The following is a 23,594-nucleotide window of genomic DNA, read 5'->3' on the forward strand; positions in this document are numbered from 1 at the left end:
AAAAATGCAAGCAAGAGTTAAATGGGTTGAGAGCCTGACATTCCTCGGGGAGTCCGCTTCCGGGCATCAGGTTTTGATGGATGGCAACTCCGGCGATAAAGCGCCAAGCCCGATGGAGATGCTGTTAATGGCCGCCGGTGGCTGTAGCGCCATTGACGTGGTGTCTATTTTGCAAAAGGGCCGCCAGGATGTGAGCGACTGCGAAGTGAAGCTGACTTCGGAGCGCCGTGAAGAGGCACCGCGCCTGTTTACGCATATTAATCTGCATTTCGTGGTGACCGGCCATGAACTGAAAGACAGCGCAGTGGCGCGCGCGGTGGAGCTGTCTGCGGAGAAGTATTGCTCAGTCTCGCTGATGCTGGGTAAAGCGGTAAATATTACCCACTCCTACGAAGTGGTTGAGAAGTAACAGAGTGTACCTGCCGGGCAGTGCGTAACAGATTGCCCGGCGGCACTTAGCGAATCTCCGGGCGCTGTAGCCCGCCGTCGGTAATTTTCTTCCCTTCCATAATGCGCTGCACCAGCGGCAGCATAATCAGCTCCATTGCCAGCCCCATCTTGCCGCCAGGCACCACCAGGGTGTTGATATGCGAAATAAACGAGCCCTGCAACATGGCCAGCAGCCAGGGGTAATCGATATTCTCCAGGTTGCGGAAGTGGATAACCACGAAACTTTCATCCAGCGAGGGGATACCCTTTGCGGCAAAGGGGTTGGAGGTATCCACCGTTGGCACCCGCTGGAAATTAATATGGGTGCGGGAAAACTGCGGGGTGATGTAGTTGATATAGTCCTCCATGGAGCGCACCACCGACTCCATCACCGCCTCCCGGGAGTGCCCCCGCTCGCTGGTGTCGCGGATAAGTTTCTGGATCCATTCCAGGTTCACAATCGGCACCACCCCCACCAGTAAATCCACATGGCGGGCTACGTCGTTGCTGTCGGTCACCACGCCGCCGTGGAGCCCTTCATAAAAGAGCACGTCGGTGGGTTCGGCAATGGGCTGCCAGGGGGTGAAGGTGCCCGGGGTCTGGTTCCAGGGGACCGCTTCATCATAGGTGTGGAGGTATTTGCGAAATTTACCGCGCCCGTGCTGGCCATATTCGGTGAAGGTCTGCTCCAGCAGGCTGAAATCGTTCGCCTCCGGGCCGAAGTAGCTGATATGGCGCCCGAGATCCCGGGCCTTGCGGATTGCCATATCCATTTCCGGGCGGGTATAGCGATGGAAACTGTCCCCTTCAATTTCTGCCGCGCGCAGGCCAAGCTGGGAGAAAATTTTCCTGAAGGCCAGGCTTGTGGTGGTAGTACCGGCACCACTGGAACCGGTAACGGCAATAACCGGGTGTTTCGCAGACATAACGACAGCTCCTGGGTTAGCAAACAACAGGCAAGTAAGCGCACTAATGTAGTATGCAGTATAGCTGGTCGCCAGGGGGGCGCGGGGCTATCCCCGGAACTGTGAGCGGGGCATTATATTAATGGTTTCATGCAGTTCAGACCAGACCAGCACCGCTTCGCCGCTTTCCAGCTGGCGCCTGACATCGGCGACTTTTTGCGCGAGGGAACGCTCCTGTTCACCATAATCGGTCCCTTCCCGTAATACAAAGGATTCGAGAAGATTCTCCAGGGTGTCGGGATCCAGCTGCTGCCAGGGAATTAGCATGAGGGTTTGTCCAGATAAGTGTGTAACCAGGCCGGAATGCGTTTTTCCAGCCACATCTCCGGCTGACGCCAGCTACCGCTAATGAACCCTACATGGCCGCCATGTTCTGTGAGCTGGTATTCAATATTTGCCGGTAATCCGGACGGATCCGGGATCACGTGGTGGTCCATAAAGGGATCGTCTTTGGCGTGGATCATCAGCAGTGGCCGGGTGATATTGGGCAGTAACGGCATGGCGCTGCACTGGCGGTAGTAGTCCAGCGCATCGGCAAAGCCGTGAATTTTCGAGGTGATCAGGTCATCAAACTCTTTGATGCGCCGCACTTTGCGCAGCCGCGAAAGGGGAATAGGCAGCGAGCCCGGGTAGGCTTTCAGCTTGCGCGAGGCATTGGCTTTGAGCAGGTTGAGCAGGTAGCGCTGGTAGAAGCGTGAAAAGCCTTTTTCCATATGGTAGCAGCACTGCTCCAGCATCAGCGGGGCGGAGACAATCACCCCGGCATCCAGCCGGCAGTCACGGCCCTGGCGCGCCATCAGGCAGGCCAGCATATTGCCCCCCAGTGAATAACCCACCGCCGCGGTGGGCACCTCCCCGTAGCGCTGCGCCATCCACTCCAGAAAGTAGCTGCCGTCTTCCGTTTCGCCGGAGTGGTAGATGCGCTCTGCGCGGTTGGGGATGCCGCTACAGCCGCGAAAATGCATCACGACACCCAGCCAGCCTGCCTGCTGTGCCGCATGGATAAGCCCGTGGGCATAGGGGCTGTGCAGGCTGCCTTCCAGGCCGTGAAATACCACCAGGCGCGGTTTATGGCGGGCCTGTTCCGGGTCTTCACTCCAGGCGAGGTCGATAAAGTCCCCGTCCGGCATGTCGAGACGTTGCCAGTGGGGACGAAACTGTAAGCGCCGGCGTAACAGGCGGGGCAGCATGGTTTGCAGATGCGGGTTACTCAGCCCCGGCATGGGGACAAAGTCCGCTGCGGGGTCGGCGAATGTTAGCGTTGTCGGGCAGGTTTTATCCATATTGCTGATTATTTTTCGAATCGAACTCTCTACTATACCGGGCCATCACGGGGATGGTTATGGAATTGGTGTCATTGCCTGCCCGGGGGCAGGCATGGCGTCATTACGCCTGTTGCTGAAGCATCTGCTCCAGCTGTTCCTGGGCGTCCAGCCAGTCCATTTCGCAGTTTTCCAGCTCCGATTTCGCCTGAGCCTGTATCTGCAGGCATTCTGTCATTTCCGCCTTGCGGGATGGCTCATAAATCGCGCTGTCGCCAAGGCGGGCTTCCGCTTCTGCCAGGCGGGCGTTGAGCTTTTCCATCTGTTTTTCCAGCTGGGTGATTTTCTTACGCAGTGGCTGGGTCTGGGTGCGCAGCTCCGCCTCCCGGCGTTTCTGATCTTTACGGGCCTGGGCGCTGTTGGCGTTGTCTTTTGCGGTGTCGGCTTCGCTGCTTTCCTGCTTCTGGCTGTCGCTCAGCCACTGCTGGTAGTCATCCAGATCACCGGCGAACGGCTCGACTTTGCCGTCGTGCACCAGGTACAGGTCATCCGTGGTGGAGCGCAGTAAGTGGCGGTCGTGCGAGACCACCACCAGCGCGCCGTCGAAATCGATCAGCGCCTCGGTCAGGGCCTGGCGCATGTCCAGGTCCAGGTGGTTTGTCGGCTCATCGAGCAGCAGTAAATTGGGGCGCTGCCAGACGATAAGCGCCAGCACCAGGCGGGCCTTTTCGCCCCCGGAGAAGCGGGCAACTGCCTCGCTGACTTTATCCCCCTGGAAACCAAAGCCCCCCAGGTAGTCACGCAGTTGCTGCTCCAGCACGTTGGGGGCCAGGCGCACCAGATGCTGAAGGGGGGAGTCGTCCGGGCGCAGGTATTCCAGCTGATGCTGGGCGAAGTAGCCGAGCTTGATCCCTTTGGCAAGGCCAATGTCGCCGTGCATGGGGGCAAGCTCACCGGCCAGCAGTTTGATCAGCGTTGATTTACCGGCACCGTTGCGGCCCAGCAGGCCAATGCGCGAGCCGGGCACCAGGTTGAGCTTGATGGAGTCCAGCACGACATGCTCCCCGTACCCGGCGGAGACCTTCTCCATGCGCAGTAGCGGGTTGGGCAGGCTTTCCGGCGGGCGGAAACTAAAGTGGAACGGGTTGTCCACATGGGCCGGGGCAATCAGCTCCATACGCTCCAGCATTTTGACCCGGCTCTGGGCCTGTTTGGCTTTGCTGGCCTTGGCTTTAAAGCGATCAATAAAACTTTGCAGGTGGGCCACTTTTTGCTGCTGGCTTTCATACAGCGACTGCTGCTGGGCCAGGCGCGTGGCGCGTTGCAGTTCGAAGTCGCTGTAGTTGCCCGTGTATTCGAACAGGTTTTCCTGCTCGATATGCAGAATTTTCCCCACGATAGGATCGAGAAAGTCCCGGTCGTGAGAGATAAGAATCAGGGTGCCGGGGTAGTTTTTCAGCCATTTCTCCAGCCAGATGACCGCGTCCAGATCCAGGTGGTTGGTGGGTTCATCCAGCAGCAGTAAATCGGAGCGGCAAATCAGCGCCTGGGCGAGGTTAAGGCGCATGCGCCAGCCCCCGGAAAAGTCGCTGACCGGCTGCTCAAGCTGCGGGTTGCTGAACCCCAGCCCGTGTAACAGGCTGGCGGCGCGGGAGCGGATAGTCCAGGCGCCGATGGCGTCCAGCTTGCCGTGGATGGTGGCAATGGCGTGGCCGTCGTTACGCTCGTTGGCCTCGTTGAGCGCTTTTTCCAGCTGCCGGTACTCCCGATCCCCGTCAATCACATACTCCAGGGCCGGAACGGCAAGGGCCGGGGTCTCCTGGTTTACCCAGGCCAGTTGCCAGGTCCCGGGAAAGGTGACGCTCCCGCCATCTGCGCTGATTTCGTCCTTCAGCAGGGAGAGTAATGTGGATTTGCCGCAGCCGTTTTTACCCACCAGGCCCACCTTCTGACCCGGGTTAATAGTGGCAGAGGCATTGTCCAGCAGAACGCGGGTGCCGCGACGAATTTGTAATGAGGAAAAAACAATCATAACGCGCCGTATGTTTAGAGTATGTTAAATTGTCATTATAATCGGGTAACCTGAAGCGGTTGCCGATGCAACGGGCTGCATGGTAGCCCAAAAAACTAACGATTACGACGCCCGGAGGGAGATGATGCCGCAGCCTGCGAAAGTATTGCTTATCTATGCCCATCCGGAATCGCAGGACTCCGTGGCTAATCGCGTGCTGCTGCAGCCGGCATACCTGCTGGCCAATGTTACCGTGCATGATCTCTACGCCTGGTATCCCGATTTTTTTATCGATATCGCCCGGGAGCAGGCGCTGTTACGCGAGCATGACGTGATTGTCTTTCAGCACCCCCTGTACACCTACAGCTGCCCGGCGCTGCTCAAAGAGTGGCTGGATCGGGTGCTGAGCCGGGAGTTTTCCGGCAGCCCCGGGGGTAACCAGCTGGCCGGTAAATACTGGCGCAGCGTGATAACCACCGGTGAGCCCGAAACCGCCTACCGCCATGATGGCCTGAACCGTTACCCCATCAGCGATATTTTGCGCCCCTTTGAGCTGACGGCGGCCATGTGCCGTATGCACTGGCTGACCCCGATGATCATTTACCGGGCGCGACGCCAGTCCCCGGAAGATATGCAGGCCCATGCCCGGGCCTACAGTGAATGGCTGGCGTCTCCTGTGATGCAGGGGGGATAAATGGAAGGCGCAGACTGGTTACTGGCCGGGGTGTTATTTCTGTTTGCCGCCGTAGTGGCGGTGCCGCTGGCGGCGCGCCTGGGGATCGGTGCGGTGCTGGGCTACCTGCTGGCCGGGATTGCCATTGGCCCCTGGGGGCTGCGGCTGATTAGCGATGTTGACGAGATCCTGCACTTTTCGGAGCTCGGCGTGGTGTTTCTGATGTTTATCATCGGCCTGGAGCTCAACCCGAACAAGCTGTGGCAACTGCGCCGCCCGATTTTTGGTATCGGCACGGCACAGTTACTGCTGAGCGCGTTGATACTTGGTGGCCTGCTGATGCTGGCGCAGTTTTCGTGGCGGGCGGCACTGGTTGGCGGGGTGGGGCTGGCGATGTCCTCCACCGCCATGGCGCTGCAACTGATGCGCGACAAAGGGATGAACCGCAGCGAGTCCGGCCAGCTTGGGTTTTCGGTGTTGCTGTTTCAGGATCTGGCGGTGATCCCGGCAGTGGCGCTGGTGCCGCTGCTGGCCGGTAATGGCGATGAGCACCTGAGCGGCTGGACAGTGGCGCTCAAGGTGGCGGCCTTCGCCGGGATGCTGCTGGGCGGGCGCTATTTACTGCGCCCTCTGTTCCGGTTTATTGCCGGTTCCGGCGTACGGGAGGTTTTTACCGCGGCCACTCTGCTACTGGTGCTGGGGGCGGCGCTGTTTATGGATGCGCTGGGCTTCTCGATGGCGCTGGGCACGTTTCTGGCCGGGGTACTGCTGGCGGAAAGTGAATACCGCCACGAGCTGGAAACCGCCATTGAACCGTTTAAGGGGCTGTTGCTGGGGCTGTTTTTCATCTCCGTGGGGATGGCCCTGAACCTGGGGGTGCTCTATTCCCACTGGCTGTGGGTGATGGCGGCCGTTGTGGCGCTGGTGCTGGTGAAGATTCTGGTGCTGTATGTGCTGGGGCGTCTTTTCGGGCTGCGTGCATCTGAGCGGTTGCAGTTTGCCGGGGTGCTCAGCCAGGGGGGCGAGTTCGCCTTTGTGTTGTTCTCGCTGGCGGCAGCCCAGCATATTTTTCAGCGCGAGCAGACGGCCCTGTTACTGGTGACGGTAACCCTGTCGATGATGACCACGCCCCTGGTGATGGGCCTGATTGACCGGGTGCTCTCCCGGCGGGTCAATAAGCCGGATGAGCCGGACGAGAAGCCCTGGGTCAATGATGACCAGCCCCAGGTGATTATTGTCGGCTTCGGGCGCTTTGGTCAGGTGATTGGCCGCCTGCTGATGGCCAATAAGATGCGCATTACGGTGCTGGAGCGGGATATCAGTGCGGTTAATCTGATGCGCAAATATGGCTACAAAGTCTATTACGGGGATGCCCGGGAGCTGGAGCTGTTGCGCTCTGCCGGGGCGGAACATGCGAAGGCCATTGTGGTGACCTGTAATGAGCCGGAGGACATCATGCAGGTGGTGGCGCTGTGCCAGCAGCATTTTCCGCACCTTGAGATCCTGGCCCGCGCCCGGGGGCGTGTGGAAGCGCACGAACTTTTACAGGCCGGTGTGAAACACTTCTCCCGGGAGACCTTTTCCAGCGCGCTGGAGCTGGGGCGCAAAACGCTGATGAGCCTGGGGATGCACCCGCATCAGGCCCAGCGGGCGCAGCTGCATTTCCGGCGTCTGGATATGCGGATGCTGCGCGAGTTAATGCCGGTACACAGTGACAGCACGCAAGTTTCCCGGGTGCGGGAGGCCCGCCGGGAGCTGGAGGAGATCTTCCACCGGGAGATGCAGCATGAACGTCGCCAGCCGGATGGCTGGGATGAGTTTGAATAAAAGTCGTAAGGGGTTGTGATGCCAGTTCGTAAGCGTTTTATTGCCGGGGCAACATGCCCGGGCTGCCAGGCCCAGGATACCCTCGCCATGTGGCGGGAGAATAATATTGATATTGTTGAGTGTGTTAAGTGCGGCCACCAGATGCGTGAGGCCGACAAACAGGCCAAAGAGCATATCCGTAAAGAAGAGTCGGTGATCGGCATTTTTCATCCGGACTAGCGTTATGCCTCTCCTTTTTTTAAGCTATGGGGTACACAGGCGCTGATTTCGGCTACAATCGGCGCCACTTTGTTTCTCACGCTCAGGAGATATCATGAAAGTAGCAAAAGACCTGGTGGTCAGCCTGGCCTATCAGGTACGTACAGAAGACGGTGTTTTAGTTGATGAGTCTCCGGTGAGTGCGCCGCTGGACTATCTGCATGGTCACGGTTCCCTGATCTCTGGCCTGGAAAATGCGCTGGAAGGTCATGAAGTTGGTGATAAGTTCGACGTGAGCGTCGGCGCAAATGACGCCTACGGTCAGTACGACGAAAATTTAGTGCAGCGTGTGCCGAAAGACGTCTTTATGGGCGTTGATGAGCTGCAGGTTGGCATGCGTTTCCTGGCTGAAACTGACCAGGGTCCGGTTCCGGTTGAAATCACTGCCGTTGAAGACGACCACGTGACCGTTGACGGTAACCACATGCTGGCAGGCCAGAACCTGAAGTTCAACGTTGAAGTTGTGGCGATTCGTGAAGCGACCGAAGAAGAGCTGGCCCACGGCCACGTTCACGGTGAGCATGACCATCACCACGAGCACGGCGAAGGCTGCTGCGGTGGTCACGGCCATGAGCATGGCGAAGAGGGCTGCTGCGGTGGTCACGGTCACGACCATGACCACGGCCATGAACATGGCAAAGGCGGTTGCGGCGGTAATGGCGGCTGCGGTTGCCACTGATCGCCCGGATAACCGGCGCTCAGTGCTGGTTTGATGGCGAAAAAAAGCGGGGAAACCCGCTTTTTTTACGCCCGGTGTTTGTGGCTCAGTAGTGCGGCGGCGGCGTCTCTTCTGATTGTGAGGCCACCATGGAGGGCTGGCTGGCTTTGAGCTTTTCCACCAGAAGGCGCAGGTGTTCACGGATCCTGGCCAGTTCCAGTTCGTGGGCCGTTACTGTCTGGTTTAGCTCTTCGATTGTAATTTCCTGAAAGGCCAGGCGGCTTTCCAGTTCAGCCAGGCGTGCTTCGCTTGACGAGTGCTGCATCTTGGTGTCTCCCGGTGCTGGCCCGCGCCGCTAAAATGGGGCAGGCAGGGGCCGATTTTACTGAATTTCAGTGCAGTTTGCAGGTCCCGGGCCCCGGGAGATACTTAATTTATGCGAAAAGAGTCTGAAATGAACCTGAATGCTCTACGGAAGATTGTGTAGATTTCCTTCGCAACGGTATAGTAGTGCGTTCAACATGTTATTAACCTGGGGTGAGATGCCCCGGCCCTGGAGAGAATGGATGAAATCACTGTTTAAAGTCACGCTGCTGGCTACCACTATGGCTGTGGCCCTCAATGCTCCGGCGGTACTGGCTGCCCCGGCGGCGTCTACCGCAGACAGCAAAGCGGCATTTAAGAACGATGACCAGAAATCTGCATATGCACTGGGCGCCTCTCTGGGGCGTTATATGGAGAATTCTCTGCAGGAGCAGGAGAAGCTGGGTATCAAACTGGATAAGAGCCAGCTGATTGCCGGTGTTCAGGATGCCTTTGCAGATAAGAGCAAACTGTCTGATCAGGAAATTGAGAAAACCCTGCAAACCTTTGAAGCCCGCGTGAAGTCAGCCGCACAGGCGCGGATGGAAAAAGACGCGAAAGAAAACGCGGAAAAAGGCCAGAAGTTCCGTGACGCGTTCGCCAAAGAAAAAGACGTGAAAAAAACCGCCTCTGGCCTGCTGTATAAAGTAGAAAAAGCCGGTACGGGTGACGCACCGAAAGACACGGATACCGTGGTGGTGAACTACAAAGGTACGCTGATCGACGGTAAAGAGTTTGATAACTCCTACTCCCGCGGTGAGCCGCTCTCTTTCCGTCTGGACGGTGTGATTCCGGGCTGGACCGAAGGGCTGAAGAACATCAAGAAAGGCGGCCAGATTAAGCTGGTTATCCCGCCGGACTTGGCTTACGGTAAAACCGGTGTTCCGGGGATCCCGGCCAACTCCACCCTGGTGTTTGATGTTGAGCTGCTGGATATCAAACCGGCACCGAAAGCAGATGCCAAACCAGAAGCGAAAGCCGCGGCCGAAGCGGGTAAAGCTAAATAATTACGCCGCTTGCGTGCCTGCCGCTGCCTTCGGGCAGCGGTTTTTGTATCCACCCGCTGTAAACCCTGCCTGTCGCCCCGGCGTGACTTGACCTGCCGCACAACGCAGCCTGCCAAAGCGTGGGTATAATTAATGCTGGAAAACCCGTCTGCTGCTGTATTACTTTTAGTGCCTGCACGTTAATTGAGATATGAGTCTGCCCTGACAACGAAAAAACGACAGGCTCCGAAAATAGGGTGGTATTTTTTCATGTCCAGTTCGCTTTTAACCAATGAAACCAGTGAATTAGATTTACTGGATCAGCGTCCATTTGAGCCTTCCGACTTCGACATTCTTAAATCTTATGAGGCGGTAGTGGATGGGTTAGCTATGCTGATTGGTCCCCATTGTGAGATTGTCCTGCATTCTTTACAGGATCTGAAATGCTCCGCCATCCGTATCGCCAACGGTGAGCACACCGGGCGTAAAATAGGCTCCCCGATTACTGATCTGGCCCTGCGCATGCTGCACGATATGACCGGTGCTGACAGCAGCGTTTCGCGCTGCTATTTCACCCGGGCGAAAAGCGGGGTGCTGATGAAATCCGTCACCATTGCTATCCGCAACCGGGATCACCGGGTCATTGGCCTGCTGTGCATCAATATGAATCTGGATGTGCCGTTCTCGCAGATTATGAACACGTTTATTCCGCCGGAAACGGAAGACCAGGATATCTCCTCCCCGGTGAACTTTGCCTCTTCGGTAGAGGATCTGGTGACCCAGACCCTGGAGTTCACCATTGAAGAGGTGAACGCGGATCGCAATGTTTCCAACAACGCCAAGAATCGCCAGATTGTTCTGAATCTGTATGAGAAGGGGATCTTCGACATCAAAGACGCCATCAACCAGGTGGCCGATCGGCTGAATATCTCCAAGCACACGGTATACCTCTATATCCGCCAGTTTAAAAACGGCGATTTCAGCGGGCAGGATAAGTAATGCGCTTTGGTTTACTGGTCACCGGCCCGGCCTATGGTACGCAGCAGGCAAGCAGCGCGCTGCAGTTTGCCCGGGCGCTGCTCGCTGAAGGGCACAGCCTGGAGAGTGTCTTTTTCTACCGGGAAGGGGTGTATAACGCCAACCAGCTGACCAGCCCTGCCAGTGATGAATTTGATCTGGTGCGCGCCTGGCAACAATTGCAGACACAGCATGGCGTGGTGCTCAATATCTGTGTGGCGGCCGCCCTGCGCCGTGGGGTGACTGACCAGCAGGAGGCGGAACGCCTGGGGCTGGGCGCGGCTAATTTGCAGCCCGGTTTTACCCTTAGCGGGTTAGGCGGGCTGGCGGAAGCGGCATTAACCTGTGATCGGATGGTACAGTTCTGATGAAACGCATCGCTTTTGTGTTTAAAAGTGCCCCTCACGGTACCAGTGCCGGCCGGGAAGGGCTGGATGCCCTGCTGGCCACGTCGGCGTTAAGTGATAACCCGGGGGTATTTTTTATCGGTGATGGGGTCATGCAGCTGCTCGCCGGGCAGCAGCCGGGCGCGATACTGGCCCGGGACTATATCGCCACCTTTAAGGTGCTGCCGCTGTATGATATCGACGATTGCATGGTGTGCCAGCAGTCGCTGCAGGATCGGGGGCTGGCGCAGGCGCCGCTGATGCTGGACGCCGAACGGCTGAGTGCTGAGGCGATCCGCACCCGGCTTGCTGACTACGACGTCGTTTTCACTTTCTGAAGGTTTCTATGCTGCATACGCTCAGTCACTCTCCCCGGGAGTGCGATATGGCCGCGCTGGTCGCTGCCCTCAGCCCCGGTGATGATCTCCTGCTGATCCAGAATGGCGTTATCGCCGCGCTGCCGGGGCCCACGCTTGATTTACTGCTGGCTGCGCCGGTCTCTGTGTCTGTGCTCAGCGACGACCTGGTCGCCAGGGGGCTTGCTGCTCAAATATCGACCAGTGTAGCGAGGGTTGGCTATACTGAATTTGTCAGGCTTGCGTCGCAACACCGTGCACAAATGGCCTGGTAAATGCGGGATTGCTGTATATTTCTTGACACCTTTTCGGCTCAGCCCTAAAATTCTGCGTCCTCATATTGTATGAGGCCGTTTTATTACGTGTTTACGAAGCAAAACCAGGAGCTATTTAATGGCAACAGTTAACCAGCTGGTACGCAAACCACGTGCGCGCAAAGTTGCAAAGAGCAACGTGCCGGCACTGGAAGCATGCCCGCAGAAACGTGGCGTATGTACTCGTGTATATACCACCACTCCTAAAAAACCGAACTCCGCACTGCGTAAAGTTTGCCGTGTTCGTCTGACTAACGGTTTCGAAGTGACTTCCTACATCGGTGGTGAAGGCCATAACCTGCAGGAACACTCCGTTATTCTGATCCGTGGCGGTCGTGTTAAAGACCTGCCAGGTGTTCGTTACCACACCGTACGTGGTGCGCTTGACTGCTCCGGCGTTAAAGACCGTAAGCAGGCTCGTTCCAAATACGGCGTTAAGCGTCCTAAGGCTTAATGGTTCTCCGTTAAGTAAGGCCAAACGTTTTAACTTTAATGTCAAACTAAACTCGTAGAGTTTTGGACAATCCTGAATTAACAACGGAGTATTTCCATGCCACGTCGTCGCGTAATTGGTCAGCGTAAAATTCTGCCGGATCCGAAGTTCGGATCTGAACTGCTGGCTAAATTCGTCAACATCCTGATGGTAGATGGTAAAAAATCTACTGCAGAAGCAATTGTATACAGCGCGCTGGAGACCCTGGCTCAGCGTTCTGGTAAAACTGAACTGGAAGCCTTTGACATCGCGCTCGAAAACGTGCGCCCGACTGTCGAAGTTAAGTCCCGCCGTGTAGGTGGTTCTACTTACCAGGTACCAGTTGAAGTCCGTCCGGTTCGTCGCAATGCCCTGGCAATGCGCTGGATCGTAGAAGCTGCTCGTAAACGCGGTGATAAATCCATGGCTCTGCGTCTGGCGAACGAACTTTCTGACGCTGCAGAAAACAAAGGTACTGCAGTTAAGAAACGTGAAGACGTTCACCGTATGGCAGAAGCCAACAAGGCGTTCGCTCACTACCGTTGGTAATCCCTTCGGAGTGTTAGTCACCAGGCGGGCGCTTCAGGTAAGCCGCCCGCTACTTGGCAACTTAACTTGAACGTCCCAGGAATAGAGGAATCAAATGGCTCGTACAACACCCATTGCACGCTACCGTAATATCGGTATCAGTGCACACATCGACGCCGGTAAAACCACTACTACCGAACGTATTCTGTTCTACACCGGTGTAAACCATAAAATCGGTGAAGTTCATGATGGCGCAGCTACCATGGACTGGATGGAACAGGAACAGGAACGTGGTATCACCATCACGTCCGCTGCGACTACTGCTTTCTGGTCTGGTATGGCCAAACAGTATGAACCGCATCGTATCAACATCATCGACACCCCGGGGCACGTTGACTTCACTATCGAAGTAGAACGTTCCATGCGTGTGCTCGACGGTGCGGTAATGGTTTACTGCGCCGTTGGTGGTGTTCAGCCGCAGTCTGAAACTGTATGGCGTCAGGCCAACAAATATAAAGTTCCGCGTATTGCGTTCGTTAACAAAATGGACCGCATGGGTGCGAACTTCCTGAAAGTTGTTGATCAGATCAAAACCCGTCTGGGCGCGACTCCGGTTCCGCTGCAGCTGGCGATTGGTGCTGAAGAGCACTTCACCGGTGTTGTTGACCTGGTGAAAATGAAAGCCATCAACTGGAACGAAGCTGATGCTGGCGTAACCTTCGAATACGAAGATATCCCGGCTGACATGGTTGAACTGGCTAACGAATGGCACCAGAACCTGATCGAATCCGCAGCTGAAGCCTCAGAAGAGCTGATGGAAAAATACCTGGGCGGCGAAGAGCTGACCGAGGAAGAGATCAAACACGCTCTGCGTCAGCGCGTGCTGAACAACGAAATCATCCTGGTTACCTGTGGTTCTGCATTTAAGAACAAAGGTGTTCAGGCCATGCTGGATGCGGTAATCGAATATCTGCCGTCTCCGGTAGACGTTCCGGCTATCAAAGGTATCCTGGACGACGGTAAAGATACGCCGGCAGAGCGTCACTCTGACGACAACGAGCCGTTCGCGGCCCTGGCGTTCAAAATCGCTACCGACCCGTTTGTTGGTAACCTGACCTTCTTCCGCGTGTACTCCGGTGTGGTTAACTCTGGTGATACCGTACTGAACTCCGTGAAAGCTGCACGTGAGCGTTTCGGTCGTATCGTACAGATGCACGCTAACAAACGTGAAGAGATCAAAGAAGTTCGCGCTGGTGACATCGCGGCTGCAATCGGTCTGAAAGACGTAACTACCGGTGACACCCTGTGTGATCCGGATGCGCCGATCATCCTGGAACGTATGGAGTTCCCGGAGCCGGTTATCTCCATCGCGGTTGAACCGAAAACCAAAGCTGACCAGGAAAAAATGGGTCTGGCTCTGGGCCGTCTGGCTAAAGAAGACCCGTCTTTCCGCGTATGGACTGACGAAGAATCTAACCAGACCATTATCGCCGGTATGGGTGAGCTGCACCTCGACATCATCGTTGACCGTATGAAGCGTGAATTCAACGTTGAAGCGAACGTGGGTAAACCTCAGGTTGCTTACCGCGAAGCGATTCGTGCGAAAGTTACCGATATCGAAGGTAAGCACGCGAAACAGTCTGGTGGTCGCGGTCAGTATGGTCATGTTGTTATCGACATGTACCCGCTGGAGCCGGGTTCTAACCCGAAAGGCTACGAATTTATCAACGACATCAAAGGCGGCGTAATCCCTGGCGAATACATCCCTGCTGTTGATAAAGGTATCCAGGAGCAGCTGAAGTCTGGCCCGCTGGCAGGTTACCCGGTAGTTGACCTTGGCGTGCGTCTGCACTTCGGTTCTTACCACGATGTTGACTCCTCTGAACTGGCGTTTAAACTGGCCGCGTCTATTGCCTTTAAAGATGGCTTTAAGAAAGCGAAACCAGTTCTGCTTGAGCCTATCATGAAGGTTGAAGTAGAAAGCCCGGAAGAGAACACCGGTGACGTTATCGGTGACCTTAGCCGTCGTCGTGGTATGCTGAAAGGCCAGGAAACCAACGTAACTGGCGTTATCATCCACGCTGAAGTTCCGTTGTCTGAAATGTTTGGTTATGCAACTCAGCTGCGTTCTCTGACCAAAGGTCGTGCTTCTTACTCCATGGAGTTCCTGAAGTATGATGACGCGCCGAACAACGTTGCTCAGGCCGTAATTGAAGCCCGTGGTAAATAATCCAGGGTTAACACAATGATCCCGCGCTCTCTCCGTAAGGTGAGAGCGTAATAGTAAGGAATATAGCCGTGTCTAAAGAAAAATTTGAACGTACAAAACCGCACGTTAACGTCGGTACTATCGGTCACGTTGACCATGGTAAAACCACTCTGACCGCTGCCATCACCACCGTACTGGCTAAAACCTACGGCGGTGCTGCTCGTGCATTCGATCAGATCGATAACGCGCCGGAAGAAAAAGCGCGTGGTATCACCATCAACACTTCTCACGTTGAATACGATACCCCGACCCGCCACTACGCTCACGTAGACTGCCCGGGGCACGCCGACTATGTTAAAAACATGATCACCGGTGCTGCTCAGATGGACGGCGCTATCCTGGTTGTTGCTGCAACTGACGGCCCGATGCCGCAGACCCGTGAGCACATCCTGCTGGGTCGCCAGGTAGGCGTTCCGTACATCATCGTGTTCCTGAACAAGTGCGACATGGTTGATGACGAAGAGCTGCTGGAACTGGTTGAAATGGAAGTTCGTGAACTTCTGTCTCAGTACGACTTCCCGGGCGACGATACTCCGATCATCCGTGGTTCTGCTCTGAAAGCGCTGGAAGGCGACGCAGAGTGGGAAGCAAAAATCATCGAACTGGCTGAAACCCTGGATTCTTACATCCCGGAACCAGAGCGTGCTATCGACAAGCCGTTCCTGCTGCCTATCGAAGACGTATTCTCCATCTCCGGTCGTGGTACTGTAGTTACCGGTCGTGTAGAGCGCGGTATCATCAAAGTTGGTGACGAAGTAGAAATCGTTGGTATCAAAGATACCGCTAAATCTACCTGTACTGGCGTTGAAATGTTCCGCAAACTGCTGGACGAAGGCCGTGCTGGTGAGAACGTTGGTGTTCTGCTGCGTGGTATCAAACGTGAAGAAATCGAACGTGGTCAGGTTCTGGCTAAGCCGGGCACCATCAACCCGCACACCAAGTTCGAATCTGAAGTGTACATCCTGTCCAAAGACGAAGGCGGCCGTCATACTCCGTTCTTCAAAGGCTACCGTCCGCAGTTCTACTTCCGTACTACTGACGTGACCGGTACCATCGAACTGCCGGAAGGCGTTGAGATGGTAATGCCGGGCGACAACATCAAAATGGTTGTTACCCTGATCCACCCGATCGCAATGGACGACGGTCTGCGTTTCGCAATCCGTGAAGGCGGCCGTACTGTAGGTGCGGGCGTTGTTGCTAAAGTTCTGGGCTAATATTTAGCGAATGAACTTAAAAGGGCGCTTCGGCGCCCTTTTGCTTTTCTGGTCAGTCACAATTCTTAAAAAATAAACCGCCACGCTGAGCATTAATTACCGGTTGCTGCTATTGTAATCATAATTATTCTCATTTACACTCTGTGTGTAATTTAAGCAGGAGTGGCTATGTACGTATGTCTGTGTAACGGTATTAGTGATAAAAAAATTCGCCAGGCCGTTCGTCAATATCATCCCCAGTCTTTCCAGCAATTGCGCAAATTTATTCCGGTGGGTAATCAGTGCGGTAAGTGTGTTCGCGCCGTGCGTGAGCTGATGCAGGAAGAGTTAACCTCAATGCCTGAATATCAGGAGATTGCCTGACCGCACGTCTTTACTTTGACATCCCCGTTCATGCATCTACGCTTCAATAAGTGGAAGCGGAGGTATCTGTAATGAAAGGTGATGTTAAGATCATAAATTATCTCAATAAATTATTGGGAAACGAGCTTGTCGCAATCAACCAGTACTTTCTTCATGCCCGGATGTTTAAAAACTGGGGGCTGTTGCGCCTCAATGAGGTGGAATATCACGAATCCATTGATGAGATGAAACACGCGGATAAATATATCGAGCGTATTTTATTTCTCGAGGGGATCCCCAATCTTCAGGATCTGGGCAAGCTGCATATTGGTGAAGATGTTGAGGAGATGCTGCAGTCTGATCTGAAACTTGAGATGGACGGCGCTAAAGACCTGCGCGAAGCTATCGCTTATGCGGACAGTGTTCATGACTATGTCAGCCGCGATATGCTGATCGGCATTTTATCCGAAGAAGAGCACCATATTGACTGGCTGGAAACTGAACTGGACCTGATAGCCAAAATTGGCCTGCAAAATTACCTGCAGACACAAATTAAAGAGCAGAGCTGAGTCCCGGTGACGTGATGCACTCTCCAAACCCGCTGCGGCGGGTTTTGTTGTTTACGGGGCAGGGGAGGCGCGGATATTTTTGCGTTGACCAGTGGGTATTTTTCCGCCAGCGCTTGCTTCATGTGTGGATTTACGTATAATGCGCGGGCCTGTCTAATTTAGCGGGCTGGCTCGTAAGGGCTCAGGCAGTTTTTATGCCATAAACAACGCTCCCGATTTGGGGGCAACGTAAGAACGATTACACTCTCCCATCAATCGTAATGGGTGCGAGGAGTAATCATTTCGTCTATAAATAATTGGAGCTCTGGTCTCATGCAGAACCAAAGAATCCGTATCCGCCTGAAAGCGTTTGATCATCGTCTGATCGATCAATCAACTGCGGAAATCGTCGAGACTGCTAAGCGCACTGGTGCGCAAGTCCGTGGTCCGATCCCGCTGCCGACCCGCAAAGAGCGCTTTACCGTTCTGATCTCTCCGCACGTTAACAAGGACGCGCGCGATCAGTACGAAATCCGCACTCATAAGCGTCTGGTTGACATCGTTGAGCCAACCGAGAAAACCGTTGATGCTCTGATGCGTCTGGATCTGGCTGCCGGTGTAGACGTGCAGATCAGCCTGGGTTAATCAGGTCATCGAGCGATTGAGAGGTTGAAACAATGATTGGTTTAGTCGGTAAAAAAGTGGGCATGACCCGCGTCTTCACCGAAGAAGGCGTATCTATCCCAGTAACCGTTATCGAAGTTGAAGCAAACCGCGTTACTCAGATCAAAGATCTGGCTAACGACGGCTACCGTGCCGTTCAGGTTACTACCGGTGCTAAAAAAGCTAACCGTGTAACCAAGCCGGAAGCTGGTCACTTCGCTAAAGCTGGCGTTGAAGCTGGCCGTGGCCTGTGGGAATTCCGCCTTGCAGAAGGTGAAGAATACACTGTAGGTCAGAACATTAGCGTTGAACTGTTTGCTGACGTTAAGAAAGTTGACGTAACCGGTACCTCTAAAGGTAAAGGTTTCGCCGGTACCGTTAAGCGCTGGAACTTCCGTACCCAGGACGCTACTCACGGTAACTCCTTGTCTCACCGCGTTCCGGGTTCTATCGGTCAGAACCAGACTCCGGGCAAAGTGTTCAAAGGCAAGAAAATGGCAGGTCAGCTGGGTAACGAACGTGTAACTGTTCAGAGCCTGGACGTAGTACGTGTTGACGCTGAGCGCAACCTGCTGCTGGTTAAAGGTGCGGTCCCGGGTGCAACCGGTAGCGACCTGATCGTTAAACCGGCTGTGAAGGCGTAAGGGGATAGCAATGGAATTAGTACTGAAAGACGCGCAGAGCGCGCTGACTGTTTCCGAAACTACCTTCGGTCGTGATTTTAACGAAGCGCTGGTTCACCAGGTTGTTGTTGCTTATGCAGCAGGTGCCCGTCAGGGTACTCGTGCACAGAAAACCCGTGCTGAAGTTACTGGCTCCGGTAAAAAACCGTGGCGCCAGAAAGGTACTGGTCGTGCGCGTTCTGGTTCCATCAAGAGCCCGATCTGGCGCTCTGGTGGCGTGACCTTCGCTGCACGTCCGCAGGACCACAGTCAAAAAGTTAACAAAAAGATGTACCGTGGGGCGCTGAAAAGCATCCTGTCTGAACTGGTACGTCAGGATCGTCTGATCGTTGTCGAGAAGTTCTCTGTAGAAGCGCCTAAAACTAAGCTGCTGGCACAGAAACTGAAAGACATGGCTCTGGAAGATGTGCTGATCATCACCGGTGAACTGGATGAGAATCTGTTCCTGGCTGCACGCAACCTGCACAAGGTTGACGTACGTGATGCAACAGGTATCGACCCGGTTAGCCTGATCGCCTTCGACAAAGTCGTAATGACTGCTGATGCAGTTAAGCAAGTTGAGGAGATGCTGGCATGATCCGTGAAGAACGTCTGCTGAAAGTGCTGCGCGCGCCGCACGTATCTGAAAAAGCATCTACCGCGATGGAAAAAACCAACACCATCGTTCTCAAAGTTGCTAAAGACGCGACCAAAGCAGAGATCGTTGCTGCTGTACAGAAGCTGTTCGAAGTAGAAGTTAAAGACGTAAACACCCTGGTTGTTAAAGGGAAAGTTAAGCGTCATGGACAGCGTGTTGGTCGTCGTAGCGACTGGAAAAAAGCTTACGTCACCCTGAAAGAAGGCCAGAATCTGGACTTCATCGGCGGCGCAGAGTAAGTCGGAGGAGTAAAGAACAATGGCAATTGTTAAATGTAAACCGACATCTCCGGGTCGTCGCCACGTTGTTAAAGTGGTAAACCCTGAGCTGCATAAGGGCAAACCTTTTGCTCCGCTGCTGGAAAAAAACAGCAAATCCGGTGGCCGTAACAACAATGGTCGCATCACTACCCGTCATATCGGTGGTGGTCACAAGCAGGCTTATCGTATTGTTGACTTCAAACGCAACAAAGACGGTATCCCGGCAGTTGTTGAACGTCTTGAGTACGATCCGAACCGCTCTGCGAACATCGCACTGGTTCTGTACAAAGACGGTGAGCGCCGTTACATCCTGGCCCCTAAAGGCCTGAAAGCTGGCGACCAGATTCAGTCTGGCGTTGATGCTGCAATCAAAGCGGGTAACACCCTGCCGATGCGCAATATCCCGGTTGGTTCTACTGTTCATAACGTAGAAATGAAACCAGGTAAAGGCGGTCAGCTGGCGCGTTCTGCTGGTACTTACGTTCAGATCGTTGCGCGCGATGGTGCTTATGTCACCCTGCGTCTGCGTTCTGGTGAAATGCGTAAAGTCGAAGCAGACTGCCGCGCTACCGTGGGCGAAGTTGGCAATGCCGAGCATATGCTGCGCGTTCTGGGTAAAGCAGGTGCTGCACGCTGGCGTGGTGTTCGTCCTACCGTTCGCGGTACTGCGATGAACCCGGTCGACCACCCACATGGTGGTGGTGAAGGTCGTAACTTTGGTAAGCACCCGGTATCCCCGTGGGGCCTGCAGACCAAAGGTAAGAAGACCCGCAGCAACAAGCGTACTGATAAATTCATCGTACGTCGCCGTAGCAAATAATTTTAGAGGATAAGCCATGCCACGTTCTCTCAAGAAAGGTCCTTTTATTGACCTGCACTTGCTGAAGAAGGTAGAGAAAGCGGTGGAAAGCGGAGACAAGAAGCCCCTGCGCACTTGGTCCCGTCGTTCAACGATCTTTCCAAACATGATCGGTTTGACCATCGCTGTCCATAATGGTCGTCAGCACGTTCCAGTTTTTGTTTCCGACGAAATGGTTGGTCACAAGCTGGGTGAATTCGCACCGACCCGTACTTATCGCGGCCATGCGGCTGATAAAAAAGCCAAAAAGAAATAAGGTAGGAGGAAGAGATGGAAACTATCGCTAAACATCGCCATGCTCGTTCTTCTGCTCAGAAGGTTCGCCTCGTTGCTGACCTGATCCGCGGTAAGAAAGTGTCACAGGCTCTGGAAATTCTGACCTACACCAACAAGAAAGCTGCTGAGTTGGTCAAGAAAGTACTGGAATCTGCTATTGCTAACGCCGAACACAACGATGGCGCTGACATTGACGATCTGAAAGTTACGAAAATTTTCGTAGATGAAGGCCCAAGCATGAAGCGCATTATGCCGCGTGCGAAAGGTCGTGCAGATCGCATCCTGAAGCGCACCAGCCACATTACTGTGGTTGTGTCCGATCGCTGAGACTCTGGAGACTAGCAATGGGTCAGAAAGTACATCCTAATGGTATTCGCCTGGGTATTGTTAAACCATGGAACTCTACCTGGTTTGCGAACACCAAAGAATTCGCTGACAACCTGGACAGCGATTTTAAAGTACGTCAGTACCTTACTAAGGAACTGGCTAAAGCGTCTGTATCTCGTATCGTTATCGAGCGTCCGGCTAAAAGCATCCGTGTGACCATTCACACTGCTCGCCCGGGTATCGTTATCGGTAAAAAAGGTGAAGACGTTGAAAAACTGCGCAAGGTCGTAGCGGATATCGCTGGCGTTCCTGCACAGATCAATATCGCCGAAGTTCGTAAACCTGAACTGGACGCAAAACTGGTTGCTGACAGCATCACTTCTCAGCTGGAACGTCGTGTTATGTTCCGTCGTGCTATGAAGCGTGCTGTACAGAACGCCATGCGTCTGGGCGCTAAAGGTATCAAAGTTGAAGTTAGCGGCCGTCTGGGCGGTGCTGAGATCGCACGTACCGAATGGTATCGTGAAGGTCGCGTACCGTTGCACACTCTGCGTGCTGACATCGACTACAACACCTCTGAAGCGCACACCACTTACGGTGTAATCGGCGTTAAAGTGTGGATCTTCAAAGGTGAGATCCTGGGTGGTATGGCTGCTGTTGAACAACCGGAAAAACCGGCTGCTCAACCTAAAAAGCAGCAGCGTAAAGGCCGTAAATAAGGAGCGTCGCTGATGTTACAACCAAAGCGTACAAAATTCCGTAAGATGCACAAAGGCCGTAACCGTGGCCTGGCTGCTGGTACGGATGTGAGCTTCGGCACTTTCGGTCTGAAAGCTGTTGGCCGTGGTCGTCTGACTGCACGTCAGATCGAAGCAGCACGTCGTGCCATGACCCGTGCAGTTAAGCGTCAAGGTAAGATCTGGATCCGTGTATTCCCGGACAAACCGATCACTGAAAAACCGCTGGCAGTGCGTATGGGTAAAGGTAAGGGTAACGTGGAGTATTGGGTTGCCCTGATCCAGCCGGGTAAAGTCCTGTATGAAATGGACGGTGTACCGGAAGAGCTGGCCCGTGAAGCATTCAGCCTGGCAGCAGCGAAACTGCCGATCAAAACCACCTTTGTAACTAAGACGGTGATGTAATGAAAGCAAAAGAGCTGCGTGAAAAAAGCGTTGAAGAGCTGAACGCGGAACTGCTGAACCTGCTGCGCGAACAGTTCAACCTGCGCATGCAGGCCGCCAGCGGCCAGCTGCAGCAGACCCATCTGCTGAAGCAAGTGCGTCAAAATGTCGCACGCATTAAGACTTTACTGACTGAGAAGGCGGGTGCGTAATGACCGATAAAATCCGTACTCTGCAAGGTCGCGTTGTTAGCGACAAAATGGAGAAATCCATTGTTGTTGCCATCGAACGTTTCGTGAAACACCCGATCTACGGTAAATTCATCAAGCGTACGACCAAACTGCACGTACATGACGAGAACAACGAATGCGGTATCGGTGACGTGGTTGAAATCCGCGAATGCCGTCCGCTGTCCAAGACTAAGTCCTGGACGCTGGTTCGCGTTGTAGAGAAAGCTGTTCTGTAATAGAGTAAGCGTTCTCAATACGAATAAACGACTCAGCGATGAGTCGTTTATTTTTTCTACCCATATGCAGGAAGCGGTGTTATAATGCCGCGCCCCCGATATGGGGTTTTTTAACGACCCGAATTTAGGGTCTCAGTAGTAGTTGACATTAGCGGAGCACTAAAATGATCCAAGAACAGACTATGCTGAACGTCGCCGACAACTCCGGTGCACGTCGCGTAATGTGTATCAAGGTTCTGGGTGGCTCGCACCGTCGCTACGCAGGCGTCGGCGACATCATCAAAATTACCATCAAGGAAGCAATTCCGCGTGGTAAGGTGAAAAAAGGTGATGTGCTGAAGGCGGTAGTGGTGCGCACCAAGAAGGGTGTTCGTCGCCCGGACGGTTCTGTCATTCGCTTCGATGGTAATGCATGCGTTATTCTGAACAATAACAGCGAGCAGCCTATCGGTACGCGTATTTTTGGGCCGGTAACTCGTGAACTTCGCAACGAGAAGTTCATGAAAATTATCTCTCTGGCACCAGAAGTACTCTAAGGAGCGAATCATGGCAGCGAAGATCCGTCGTGATGACGAAGTTATCGTGTTAACCGGTAAAGATAAAGGTAAGCGCGGTAAAGTAAAAAATGTTCTGTCTTCCGGCAAAGTAATCGTTGAAGGCATCAACCTGGTTAAGAAACATCAGAAGCCGGTTCCGGCCCTGAACCAGGCAGGTGGCATCGTTGAAAAAGAAGCTGCAATTCAGGTTTCTAACGTTGCAATCTTCAACGCGGCAACCGGCAAGGCTGACCGTGTAGGCTTTAGATTCGAAGACGGCAAAAAAGTCCGTTTCTTCAAGTCTAACAGCGAAACTATCAAGTAATTTGGAGTAGTACGATGGCGAAACTGCATGATTACTACAAAGACGAAGTAGTTGCTAAACTGATGACTCAGTTCAACTACAATTCTGTCATGCAAGTCCCTCGGGTCGAGAAGATCACCCTGAACATGGGTGTTGGTGAAGCGATCGCTGACAAAAAACTGCTGGATAACGCAGCAGCTGATCTGACAGCAATCTCCGGTCAAAAACCGCTGATCACCAAAGCACGCAAATCTGTTGCAGGCTTCAAAATCCGTCAGGGCTATCCGATCGGCTGTAAAGTAACTCTGCGTGGCGAACGCATGTGGGAGTTCTTTGAGCGCCTGATCACTATTGCTGTTCCTCGTATCCGTGACTTCCGCGGTCTTTCCGCTAAGTCTTTCGACGGTCGTGGCAACTACAGCATGGGTGTCCGTGAGCAGATCATCTTCCCAGAAATCGACTATGACAAAGTCGATCGCGTTCGTGGTTTGGATATCACCATTACCACTACTGCGAAAACTGATGATGAAGGCCGTGCTCTGCTGGCTGCCTTTGACTTCCCGTTCCGCAAGTAAGGTAGGGTT

The 23,594-nt window shown here is 54.1% G+C and carries 35 protein-coding genes; 30 read left to right on the forward strand and 5 right to left on the reverse strand.

Annotated features, from left to right (window positions below; translation table 11 throughout):
* The first annotated feature begins 4 nt into the window (after window positions 1-4).
* The gene (locus EBL_RS01240; protein WP_002444844.1) at window positions 5-409 is read left to right on the forward strand and encodes an OsmC family protein; all 405 of its coding nucleotides are present in this window, start codon (window positions 5-7) and stop codon (window positions 407-409) included.
* A 46-nt stretch (window positions 410-455) separates the two neighbouring features.
* On the opposite strand, the gene EBL_RS01245 is transcribed toward EBL_RS01240, so the two are convergent.
* The 4 genes from EBL_RS01245 to EBL_RS01260 form a co-directional block, all read right to left on the reverse strand.
* Window positions 456-1,355, reverse strand: coding sequence for a phosphoribulokinase (locus EBL_RS01245; protein ID WP_002444846.1), 900 nt, complete (start codon window positions 1,353-1,355; stop codon window positions 456-458).
* Between the two features lie 87 nt (window positions 1,356-1,442).
* Window positions 1,443-1,661 carry a YheU family protein gene (locus EBL_RS01250; RefSeq protein ID WP_002444848.1) on the reverse strand — a complete coding sequence of 73 codons (219 nt, stop codon included), beginning with the start codon at window positions 1,659-1,661 and terminating at the stop codon, window positions 1,443-1,445.
* Window positions 1,655-2,677, reverse strand: coding sequence for a hydrolase (locus EBL_RS01255; protein WP_002444850.1), 1,023 nt, complete (start codon window positions 2,675-2,677; stop codon window positions 1,655-1,657). The genes EBL_RS01250 and EBL_RS01255 overlap by 7 nt, the downstream gene beginning before the upstream one ends.
* Window positions 2,678-2,780: 103 nt before the next feature.
* Window positions 2,781-4,688: an ABC transporter ATP-binding protein gene (locus EBL_RS01260; RefSeq protein ID WP_002444852.1), complete on the reverse strand. Its 1,908-nt coding sequence runs from the start codon at window positions 4,686-4,688 to the stop codon at window positions 2,781-2,783.
* 121 nt (window positions 4,689-4,809) lie between these two features.
* Between EBL_RS01260 and kefG the strand changes: the two genes are divergently transcribed.
* The 4 genes from kefG to slyD all read left to right on the forward strand — a co-directional run bounded on the left by kefG (window position 4,810) and on the right by slyD (window position 8,104).
* Window positions 4,810-5,361, forward strand: coding sequence for a glutathione-regulated potassium-efflux system ancillary protein KefG (gene kefG / locus EBL_RS01265; RefSeq protein ID WP_002444855.1), 552 nt, complete (start codon window positions 4,810-4,812; stop codon window positions 5,359-5,361).
* The gene (gene kefB, locus EBL_RS01270; RefSeq protein WP_002444856.1) at window positions 5,362-7,167 is read left to right on the forward strand and encodes a glutathione-regulated potassium-efflux system protein KefB; all 1,806 of its coding nucleotides are present in this window, start codon (window positions 5,362-5,364) and stop codon (window positions 7,165-7,167) included.
* An 18-nt stretch (window positions 7,168-7,185) separates the two neighbouring features.
* Window positions 7,186-7,386: a YheV family putative zinc ribbon protein gene (locus EBL_RS01275; RefSeq protein WP_002444859.1), complete on the forward strand. Its 201-nt coding sequence runs from the start codon at window positions 7,186-7,188 to the stop codon at window positions 7,384-7,386.
* 94 nt (window positions 7,387-7,480) lie between these two features.
* Complete coding sequence (gene slyD / locus EBL_RS01280; RefSeq protein ID WP_002444861.1) at window positions 7,481-8,104, forward strand: peptidylprolyl isomerase; 624 nt, start codon at window positions 7,481-7,483, stop codon at window positions 8,102-8,104.
* A gap of 85 nt (window positions 8,105-8,189) precedes the next feature.
* On the opposite strand, the gene EBL_RS01285 is transcribed toward slyD, so the two are convergent.
* Window positions 8,190-8,408 carry a protein SlyX gene (locus EBL_RS01285; protein ID WP_002444863.1) on the reverse strand — a complete coding sequence of 73 codons (219 nt, stop codon included), beginning with the start codon at window positions 8,406-8,408 and terminating at the stop codon, window positions 8,190-8,192.
* Window positions 8,409-8,649: 241 nt separating this feature from the next.
* Between EBL_RS01285 and fkpA the strand changes: the two genes are divergently transcribed.
* The 25 genes from fkpA (at window position 8,650) to rplE (ending at window position 23,585) form a co-directional block, all read left to right on the forward strand.
* On the forward strand, window positions 8,650-9,453 hold the full coding sequence (gene fkpA / locus EBL_RS01290) for an FKBP-type peptidyl-prolyl cis-trans isomerase (protein ID WP_002444865.1): 804 nt from the start codon (window positions 8,650-8,652) through the stop codon (window positions 9,451-9,453).
* Window positions 9,454-9,702: 249 nt separating this feature from the next.
* Complete coding sequence (locus tag EBL_RS01295) at window positions 9,703-10,431, forward strand: helix-turn-helix transcriptional regulator (protein WP_002444867.1); 729 nt, start codon at window positions 9,703-9,705, stop codon at window positions 10,429-10,431.
* Complete coding sequence (gene tusD / locus EBL_RS01300) at window positions 10,431-10,817, forward strand: sulfurtransferase complex subunit TusD (RefSeq protein WP_002444869.1); 387 nt, start codon at window positions 10,431-10,433, stop codon at window positions 10,815-10,817. Before EBL_RS01295 ends, tusD begins: the two co-directional genes overlap by 1 nt.
* Window positions 10,817-11,173, forward strand: a complete 357-nt coding sequence (gene tusC / locus EBL_RS01305; protein ID WP_002444870.1) for a sulfurtransferase complex subunit TusC — start codon at window positions 10,817-10,819, stop codon at window positions 11,171-11,173. The genes tusD and tusC overlap by 1 nt, the downstream gene beginning before the upstream one ends.
* An 8-nt stretch (window positions 11,174-11,181) precedes the next feature.
* A complete protein-coding gene (gene tusB, locus EBL_RS01310) occupies window positions 11,182-11,466 on the forward strand; it encodes a sulfurtransferase complex subunit TusB (protein ID WP_002444873.1) in 285 nt (94 codons plus the stop codon).
* Between the two features lie 118 nt (window positions 11,467-11,584).
* Entirely contained in the window at window positions 11,585-11,959 is a 375-nt protein-coding gene (rpsL, locus tag EBL_RS01315) for a 30S ribosomal protein S12 (RefSeq protein ID WP_000246815.1), read from the forward strand.
* Between the two features lie 96 nt (window positions 11,960-12,055).
* Window positions 12,056-12,526 (forward strand): 30S ribosomal protein S7, encoded by a 471-nt coding sequence (gene rpsG / locus EBL_RS01320; RefSeq protein WP_002444875.1) that lies wholly within the window; start codon window positions 12,056-12,058, stop codon window positions 12,524-12,526.
* Window positions 12,527-12,620: 94 nt separating this feature from the next.
* Complete coding sequence (gene fusA / locus EBL_RS01325; RefSeq protein WP_002444877.1) at window positions 12,621-14,735, forward strand: elongation factor G; 2,115 nt, start codon at window positions 12,621-12,623, stop codon at window positions 14,733-14,735.
* Between the two features lie 68 nt (window positions 14,736-14,803).
* Window positions 14,804-15,988: an elongation factor Tu gene (tuf, locus tag EBL_RS01330; protein WP_014716237.1), complete on the forward strand. Its 1,185-nt coding sequence runs from the start codon at window positions 14,804-14,806 to the stop codon at window positions 15,986-15,988.
* Window positions 15,989-16,156: 168 nt separating this feature from the next.
* Entirely contained in the window at window positions 16,157-16,351 is a 195-nt protein-coding gene (bfd, locus tag EBL_RS01335) for a bacterioferritin-associated ferredoxin (protein WP_002445396.1), read from the forward strand.
* A gap of 71 nt (window positions 16,352-16,422) precedes the next feature.
* Window positions 16,423-16,899: a bacterioferritin gene (gene bfr / locus EBL_RS01340; RefSeq protein WP_002445394.1), complete on the forward strand. Its 477-nt coding sequence runs from the start codon at window positions 16,423-16,425 to the stop codon at window positions 16,897-16,899.
* A 312-nt stretch (window positions 16,900-17,211) separates the two neighbouring features.
* The gene (gene rpsJ, locus EBL_RS01345) at window positions 17,212-17,523 is read left to right on the forward strand and encodes a 30S ribosomal protein S10 (protein ID WP_001181005.1); all 312 of its coding nucleotides are present in this window, start codon (window positions 17,212-17,214) and stop codon (window positions 17,521-17,523) included.
* 32 nt (window positions 17,524-17,555) lie between these two features.
* On the forward strand, window positions 17,556-18,185 hold the full coding sequence (gene rplC / locus EBL_RS01350) for a 50S ribosomal protein L3 (RefSeq protein ID WP_002445391.1): 630 nt from the start codon (window positions 17,556-17,558) through the stop codon (window positions 18,183-18,185).
* A 10-nt stretch (window positions 18,186-18,195) separates the two neighbouring features.
* Window positions 18,196-18,801, forward strand: coding sequence for a 50S ribosomal protein L4 (rplD, locus tag EBL_RS01355; protein WP_000424395.1), 606 nt, complete (start codon window positions 18,196-18,198; stop codon window positions 18,799-18,801).
* Window positions 18,798-19,100, forward strand: a complete 303-nt coding sequence (gene rplW, locus EBL_RS01360) for a 50S ribosomal protein L23 (protein WP_002445388.1) — start codon at window positions 18,798-18,800, stop codon at window positions 19,098-19,100. Before rplD ends, rplW begins: the two co-directional genes overlap by 4 nt.
* A 19-nt stretch (window positions 19,101-19,119) precedes the next feature.
* Window positions 19,120-19,941 carry a 50S ribosomal protein L2 gene (gene rplB, locus EBL_RS01365; protein ID WP_002445387.1) on the forward strand — a complete coding sequence of 274 codons (822 nt, stop codon included), beginning with the start codon at window positions 19,120-19,122 and terminating at the stop codon, window positions 19,939-19,941.
* A gap of 16 nt (window positions 19,942-19,957) precedes the next feature.
* The gene (rpsS, locus tag EBL_RS01370) at window positions 19,958-20,236 is read left to right on the forward strand and encodes a 30S ribosomal protein S19 (protein ID WP_001138115.1); all 279 of its coding nucleotides are present in this window, start codon (window positions 19,958-19,960) and stop codon (window positions 20,234-20,236) included.
* Between the two features lie 14 nt (window positions 20,237-20,250).
* Complete coding sequence (gene rplV, locus EBL_RS01375) at window positions 20,251-20,583, forward strand: 50S ribosomal protein L22 (RefSeq protein WP_002445385.1); 333 nt, start codon at window positions 20,251-20,253, stop codon at window positions 20,581-20,583.
* Window positions 20,584-20,600: 17 nt separating this feature from the next.
* Complete coding sequence (gene rpsC / locus EBL_RS01380) at window positions 20,601-21,302, forward strand: 30S ribosomal protein S3 (protein WP_000529945.1); 702 nt, start codon at window positions 20,601-20,603, stop codon at window positions 21,300-21,302.
* A 12-nt stretch (window positions 21,303-21,314) separates the two neighbouring features.
* Window positions 21,315-21,725 (forward strand): 50S ribosomal protein L16, encoded by a 411-nt coding sequence (rplP, locus tag EBL_RS01385; RefSeq protein ID WP_002445382.1) that lies wholly within the window; start codon window positions 21,315-21,317, stop codon window positions 21,723-21,725.
* Entirely contained in the window at window positions 21,725-21,916 is a 192-nt protein-coding gene (gene rpmC, locus EBL_RS01390) for a 50S ribosomal protein L29 (RefSeq protein ID WP_002445381.1), read from the forward strand. Before rplP ends, rpmC begins: the two co-directional genes overlap by 1 nt.
* Window positions 21,916-22,170, forward strand: a complete 255-nt coding sequence (gene rpsQ, locus EBL_RS01395; protein ID WP_000130100.1) for a 30S ribosomal protein S17 — start codon at window positions 21,916-21,918, stop codon at window positions 22,168-22,170. Before rpmC ends, rpsQ begins: the two co-directional genes overlap by 1 nt.
* A gap of 164 nt (window positions 22,171-22,334) precedes the next feature.
* Window positions 22,335-22,706: a 50S ribosomal protein L14 gene (gene rplN, locus EBL_RS01400; RefSeq protein ID WP_000613954.1), complete on the forward strand. Its 372-nt coding sequence runs from the start codon at window positions 22,335-22,337 to the stop codon at window positions 22,704-22,706.
* Between the two features lie 10 nt (window positions 22,707-22,716).
* Window positions 22,717-23,031: a 50S ribosomal protein L24 gene (gene rplX / locus EBL_RS01405; protein WP_002445369.1), complete on the forward strand. Its 315-nt coding sequence runs from the start codon at window positions 22,717-22,719 to the stop codon at window positions 23,029-23,031.
* 14 nt (window positions 23,032-23,045) lie between these two features.
* On the forward strand, window positions 23,046-23,585 hold the full coding sequence (gene rplE, locus EBL_RS01410) for a 50S ribosomal protein L5 (RefSeq protein WP_002445367.1): 540 nt from the start codon (window positions 23,046-23,048) through the stop codon (window positions 23,583-23,585).
* Window positions 23,586-23,594: the final 9 nt, after the last annotated feature.

The sequence above is a fragment of the Shimwellia blattae DSM 4481 = NBRC 105725 genome (genome assembly GCF_000262305.1).
GTDB classification, from domain to species: domain Bacteria; phylum Pseudomonadota; class Gammaproteobacteria; order Enterobacterales; family Enterobacteriaceae; genus Shimwellia; species Shimwellia blattae.

Excerpts from the sequence above, each read along its gene's own strand:
- bfr (WP_002445394.1), top strand. The coding sequence starts at position 16,423 with ATGAAAGGTGATGTTAAGATCATAAATTATCTCAATAAATTATTGGGA.
- EBL_RS01295 (WP_002444867.1), top strand. The coding sequence starts at position 9,703 with ATGTCCAGTTCGCTTTTAACCAATGAAACCAGTGAATTAGATTTACTG.
- rpsC (WP_000529945.1), top strand. The coding sequence starts at position 20,601 with ATGGGTCAGAAAGTACATCCTAATGGTATTCGCCTGGGTATTGTTAAA.
- kefB (WP_002444856.1), top strand. The coding sequence starts at position 5,362 with ATGGAAGGCGCAGACTGGTTACTGGCCGGGGTGTTATTTCTGTTTGCC.
- rpsS (WP_001138115.1), top strand. The coding sequence starts at position 19,958 with ATGCCACGTTCTCTCAAGAAAGGTCCTTTTATTGACCTGCACTTGCTG.
- bfd (WP_002445396.1), top strand. The coding sequence starts at position 16,157 with ATGTACGTATGTCTGTGTAACGGTATTAGTGATAAAAAAATTCGCCAG.
- EBL_RS01250 (WP_002444848.1), bottom strand. The coding sequence starts at position 1,661 with ATGCTAATTCCCTGGCAGCAGCTGGATCCCGACACCCTGGAGAATCTT.
- rplP (WP_002445382.1), top strand. The coding sequence starts at position 21,315 with ATGTTACAACCAAAGCGTACAAAATTCCGTAAGATGCACAAAGGCCGT.
- EBL_RS01245 (WP_002444846.1), bottom strand. The coding sequence starts at position 1,355 with ATGTCTGCGAAACACCCGGTTATTGCCGTTACCGGTTCCAGTGGTGCC.
- EBL_RS01285 (WP_002444863.1), bottom strand. The coding sequence starts at position 8,408 with ATGCAGCACTCGTCAAGCGAAGCACGCCTGGCTGAACTGGAAAGCCGC.
- fusA (WP_002444877.1), top strand. The coding sequence starts at position 12,621 with ATGGCTCGTACAACACCCATTGCACGCTACCGTAATATCGGTATCAGT.
- rpmC (WP_002445381.1), top strand. The coding sequence starts at position 21,725 with ATGAAAGCAAAAGAGCTGCGTGAAAAAAGCGTTGAAGAGCTGAACGCG.
- EBL_RS01260 (WP_002444852.1), bottom strand. The coding sequence starts at position 4,688 with ATGATTGTTTTTTCCTCATTACAAATTCGTCGCGGCACCCGCGTTCTG.
- tusB (WP_002444873.1), top strand. The coding sequence starts at position 11,182 with ATGCTGCATACGCTCAGTCACTCTCCCCGGGAGTGCGATATGGCCGCG.
- rpsJ (WP_001181005.1), top strand. The coding sequence starts at position 17,212 with ATGCAGAACCAAAGAATCCGTATCCGCCTGAAAGCGTTTGATCATCGT.
- EBL_RS01240 (WP_002444844.1), top strand. The coding sequence starts at position 5 with ATGCAAGCAAGAGTTAAATGGGTTGAGAGCCTGACATTCCTCGGGGAG.
- rplC (WP_002445391.1), top strand. The coding sequence starts at position 17,556 with ATGATTGGTTTAGTCGGTAAAAAAGTGGGCATGACCCGCGTCTTCACC.
- rplB (WP_002445387.1), top strand. The coding sequence starts at position 19,120 with ATGGCAATTGTTAAATGTAAACCGACATCTCCGGGTCGTCGCCACGTT.
- rpsG (WP_002444875.1), top strand. The coding sequence starts at position 12,056 with ATGCCACGTCGTCGCGTAATTGGTCAGCGTAAAATTCTGCCGGATCCG.
- rplV (WP_002445385.1), top strand. The coding sequence starts at position 20,251 with ATGGAAACTATCGCTAAACATCGCCATGCTCGTTCTTCTGCTCAGAAG.
- rplE (WP_002445367.1), top strand. The coding sequence starts at position 23,046 with ATGGCGAAACTGCATGATTACTACAAAGACGAAGTAGTTGCTAAACTG.
- EBL_RS01255 (WP_002444850.1), bottom strand. The coding sequence starts at position 2,677 with ATGGATAAAACCTGCCCGACAACGCTAACATTCGCCGACCCCGCAGCG.
- tusC (WP_002444870.1), top strand. The coding sequence starts at position 10,817 with ATGAAACGCATCGCTTTTGTGTTTAAAAGTGCCCCTCACGGTACCAGT.
- rplW (WP_002445388.1), top strand. The coding sequence starts at position 18,798 with ATGATCCGTGAAGAACGTCTGCTGAAAGTGCTGCGCGCGCCGCACGTA.
- slyD (WP_002444861.1), top strand. The coding sequence starts at position 7,481 with ATGAAAGTAGCAAAAGACCTGGTGGTCAGCCTGGCCTATCAGGTACGT.
- tusD (WP_002444869.1), top strand. The coding sequence starts at position 10,431 with ATGCGCTTTGGTTTACTGGTCACCGGCCCGGCCTATGGTACGCAGCAG.
- rplX (WP_002445369.1), top strand. The coding sequence starts at position 22,717 with ATGGCAGCGAAGATCCGTCGTGATGACGAAGTTATCGTGTTAACCGGT.
- EBL_RS01275 (WP_002444859.1), top strand. The coding sequence starts at position 7,186 with ATGCCAGTTCGTAAGCGTTTTATTGCCGGGGCAACATGCCCGGGCTGC.
- rpsQ (WP_000130100.1), top strand. The coding sequence starts at position 21,916 with ATGACCGATAAAATCCGTACTCTGCAAGGTCGCGTTGTTAGCGACAAA.
- rpsL (WP_000246815.1), top strand. The coding sequence starts at position 11,585 with ATGGCAACAGTTAACCAGCTGGTACGCAAACCACGTGCGCGCAAAGTT.
- fkpA (WP_002444865.1), top strand. The coding sequence starts at position 8,650 with ATGAAATCACTGTTTAAAGTCACGCTGCTGGCTACCACTATGGCTGTG.
- rplN (WP_000613954.1), top strand. The coding sequence starts at position 22,335 with ATGATCCAAGAACAGACTATGCTGAACGTCGCCGACAACTCCGGTGCA.
- kefG (WP_002444855.1), top strand. The coding sequence starts at position 4,810 with ATGATGCCGCAGCCTGCGAAAGTATTGCTTATCTATGCCCATCCGGAA.
- rplD (WP_000424395.1), top strand. The coding sequence starts at position 18,196 with ATGGAATTAGTACTGAAAGACGCGCAGAGCGCGCTGACTGTTTCCGAA.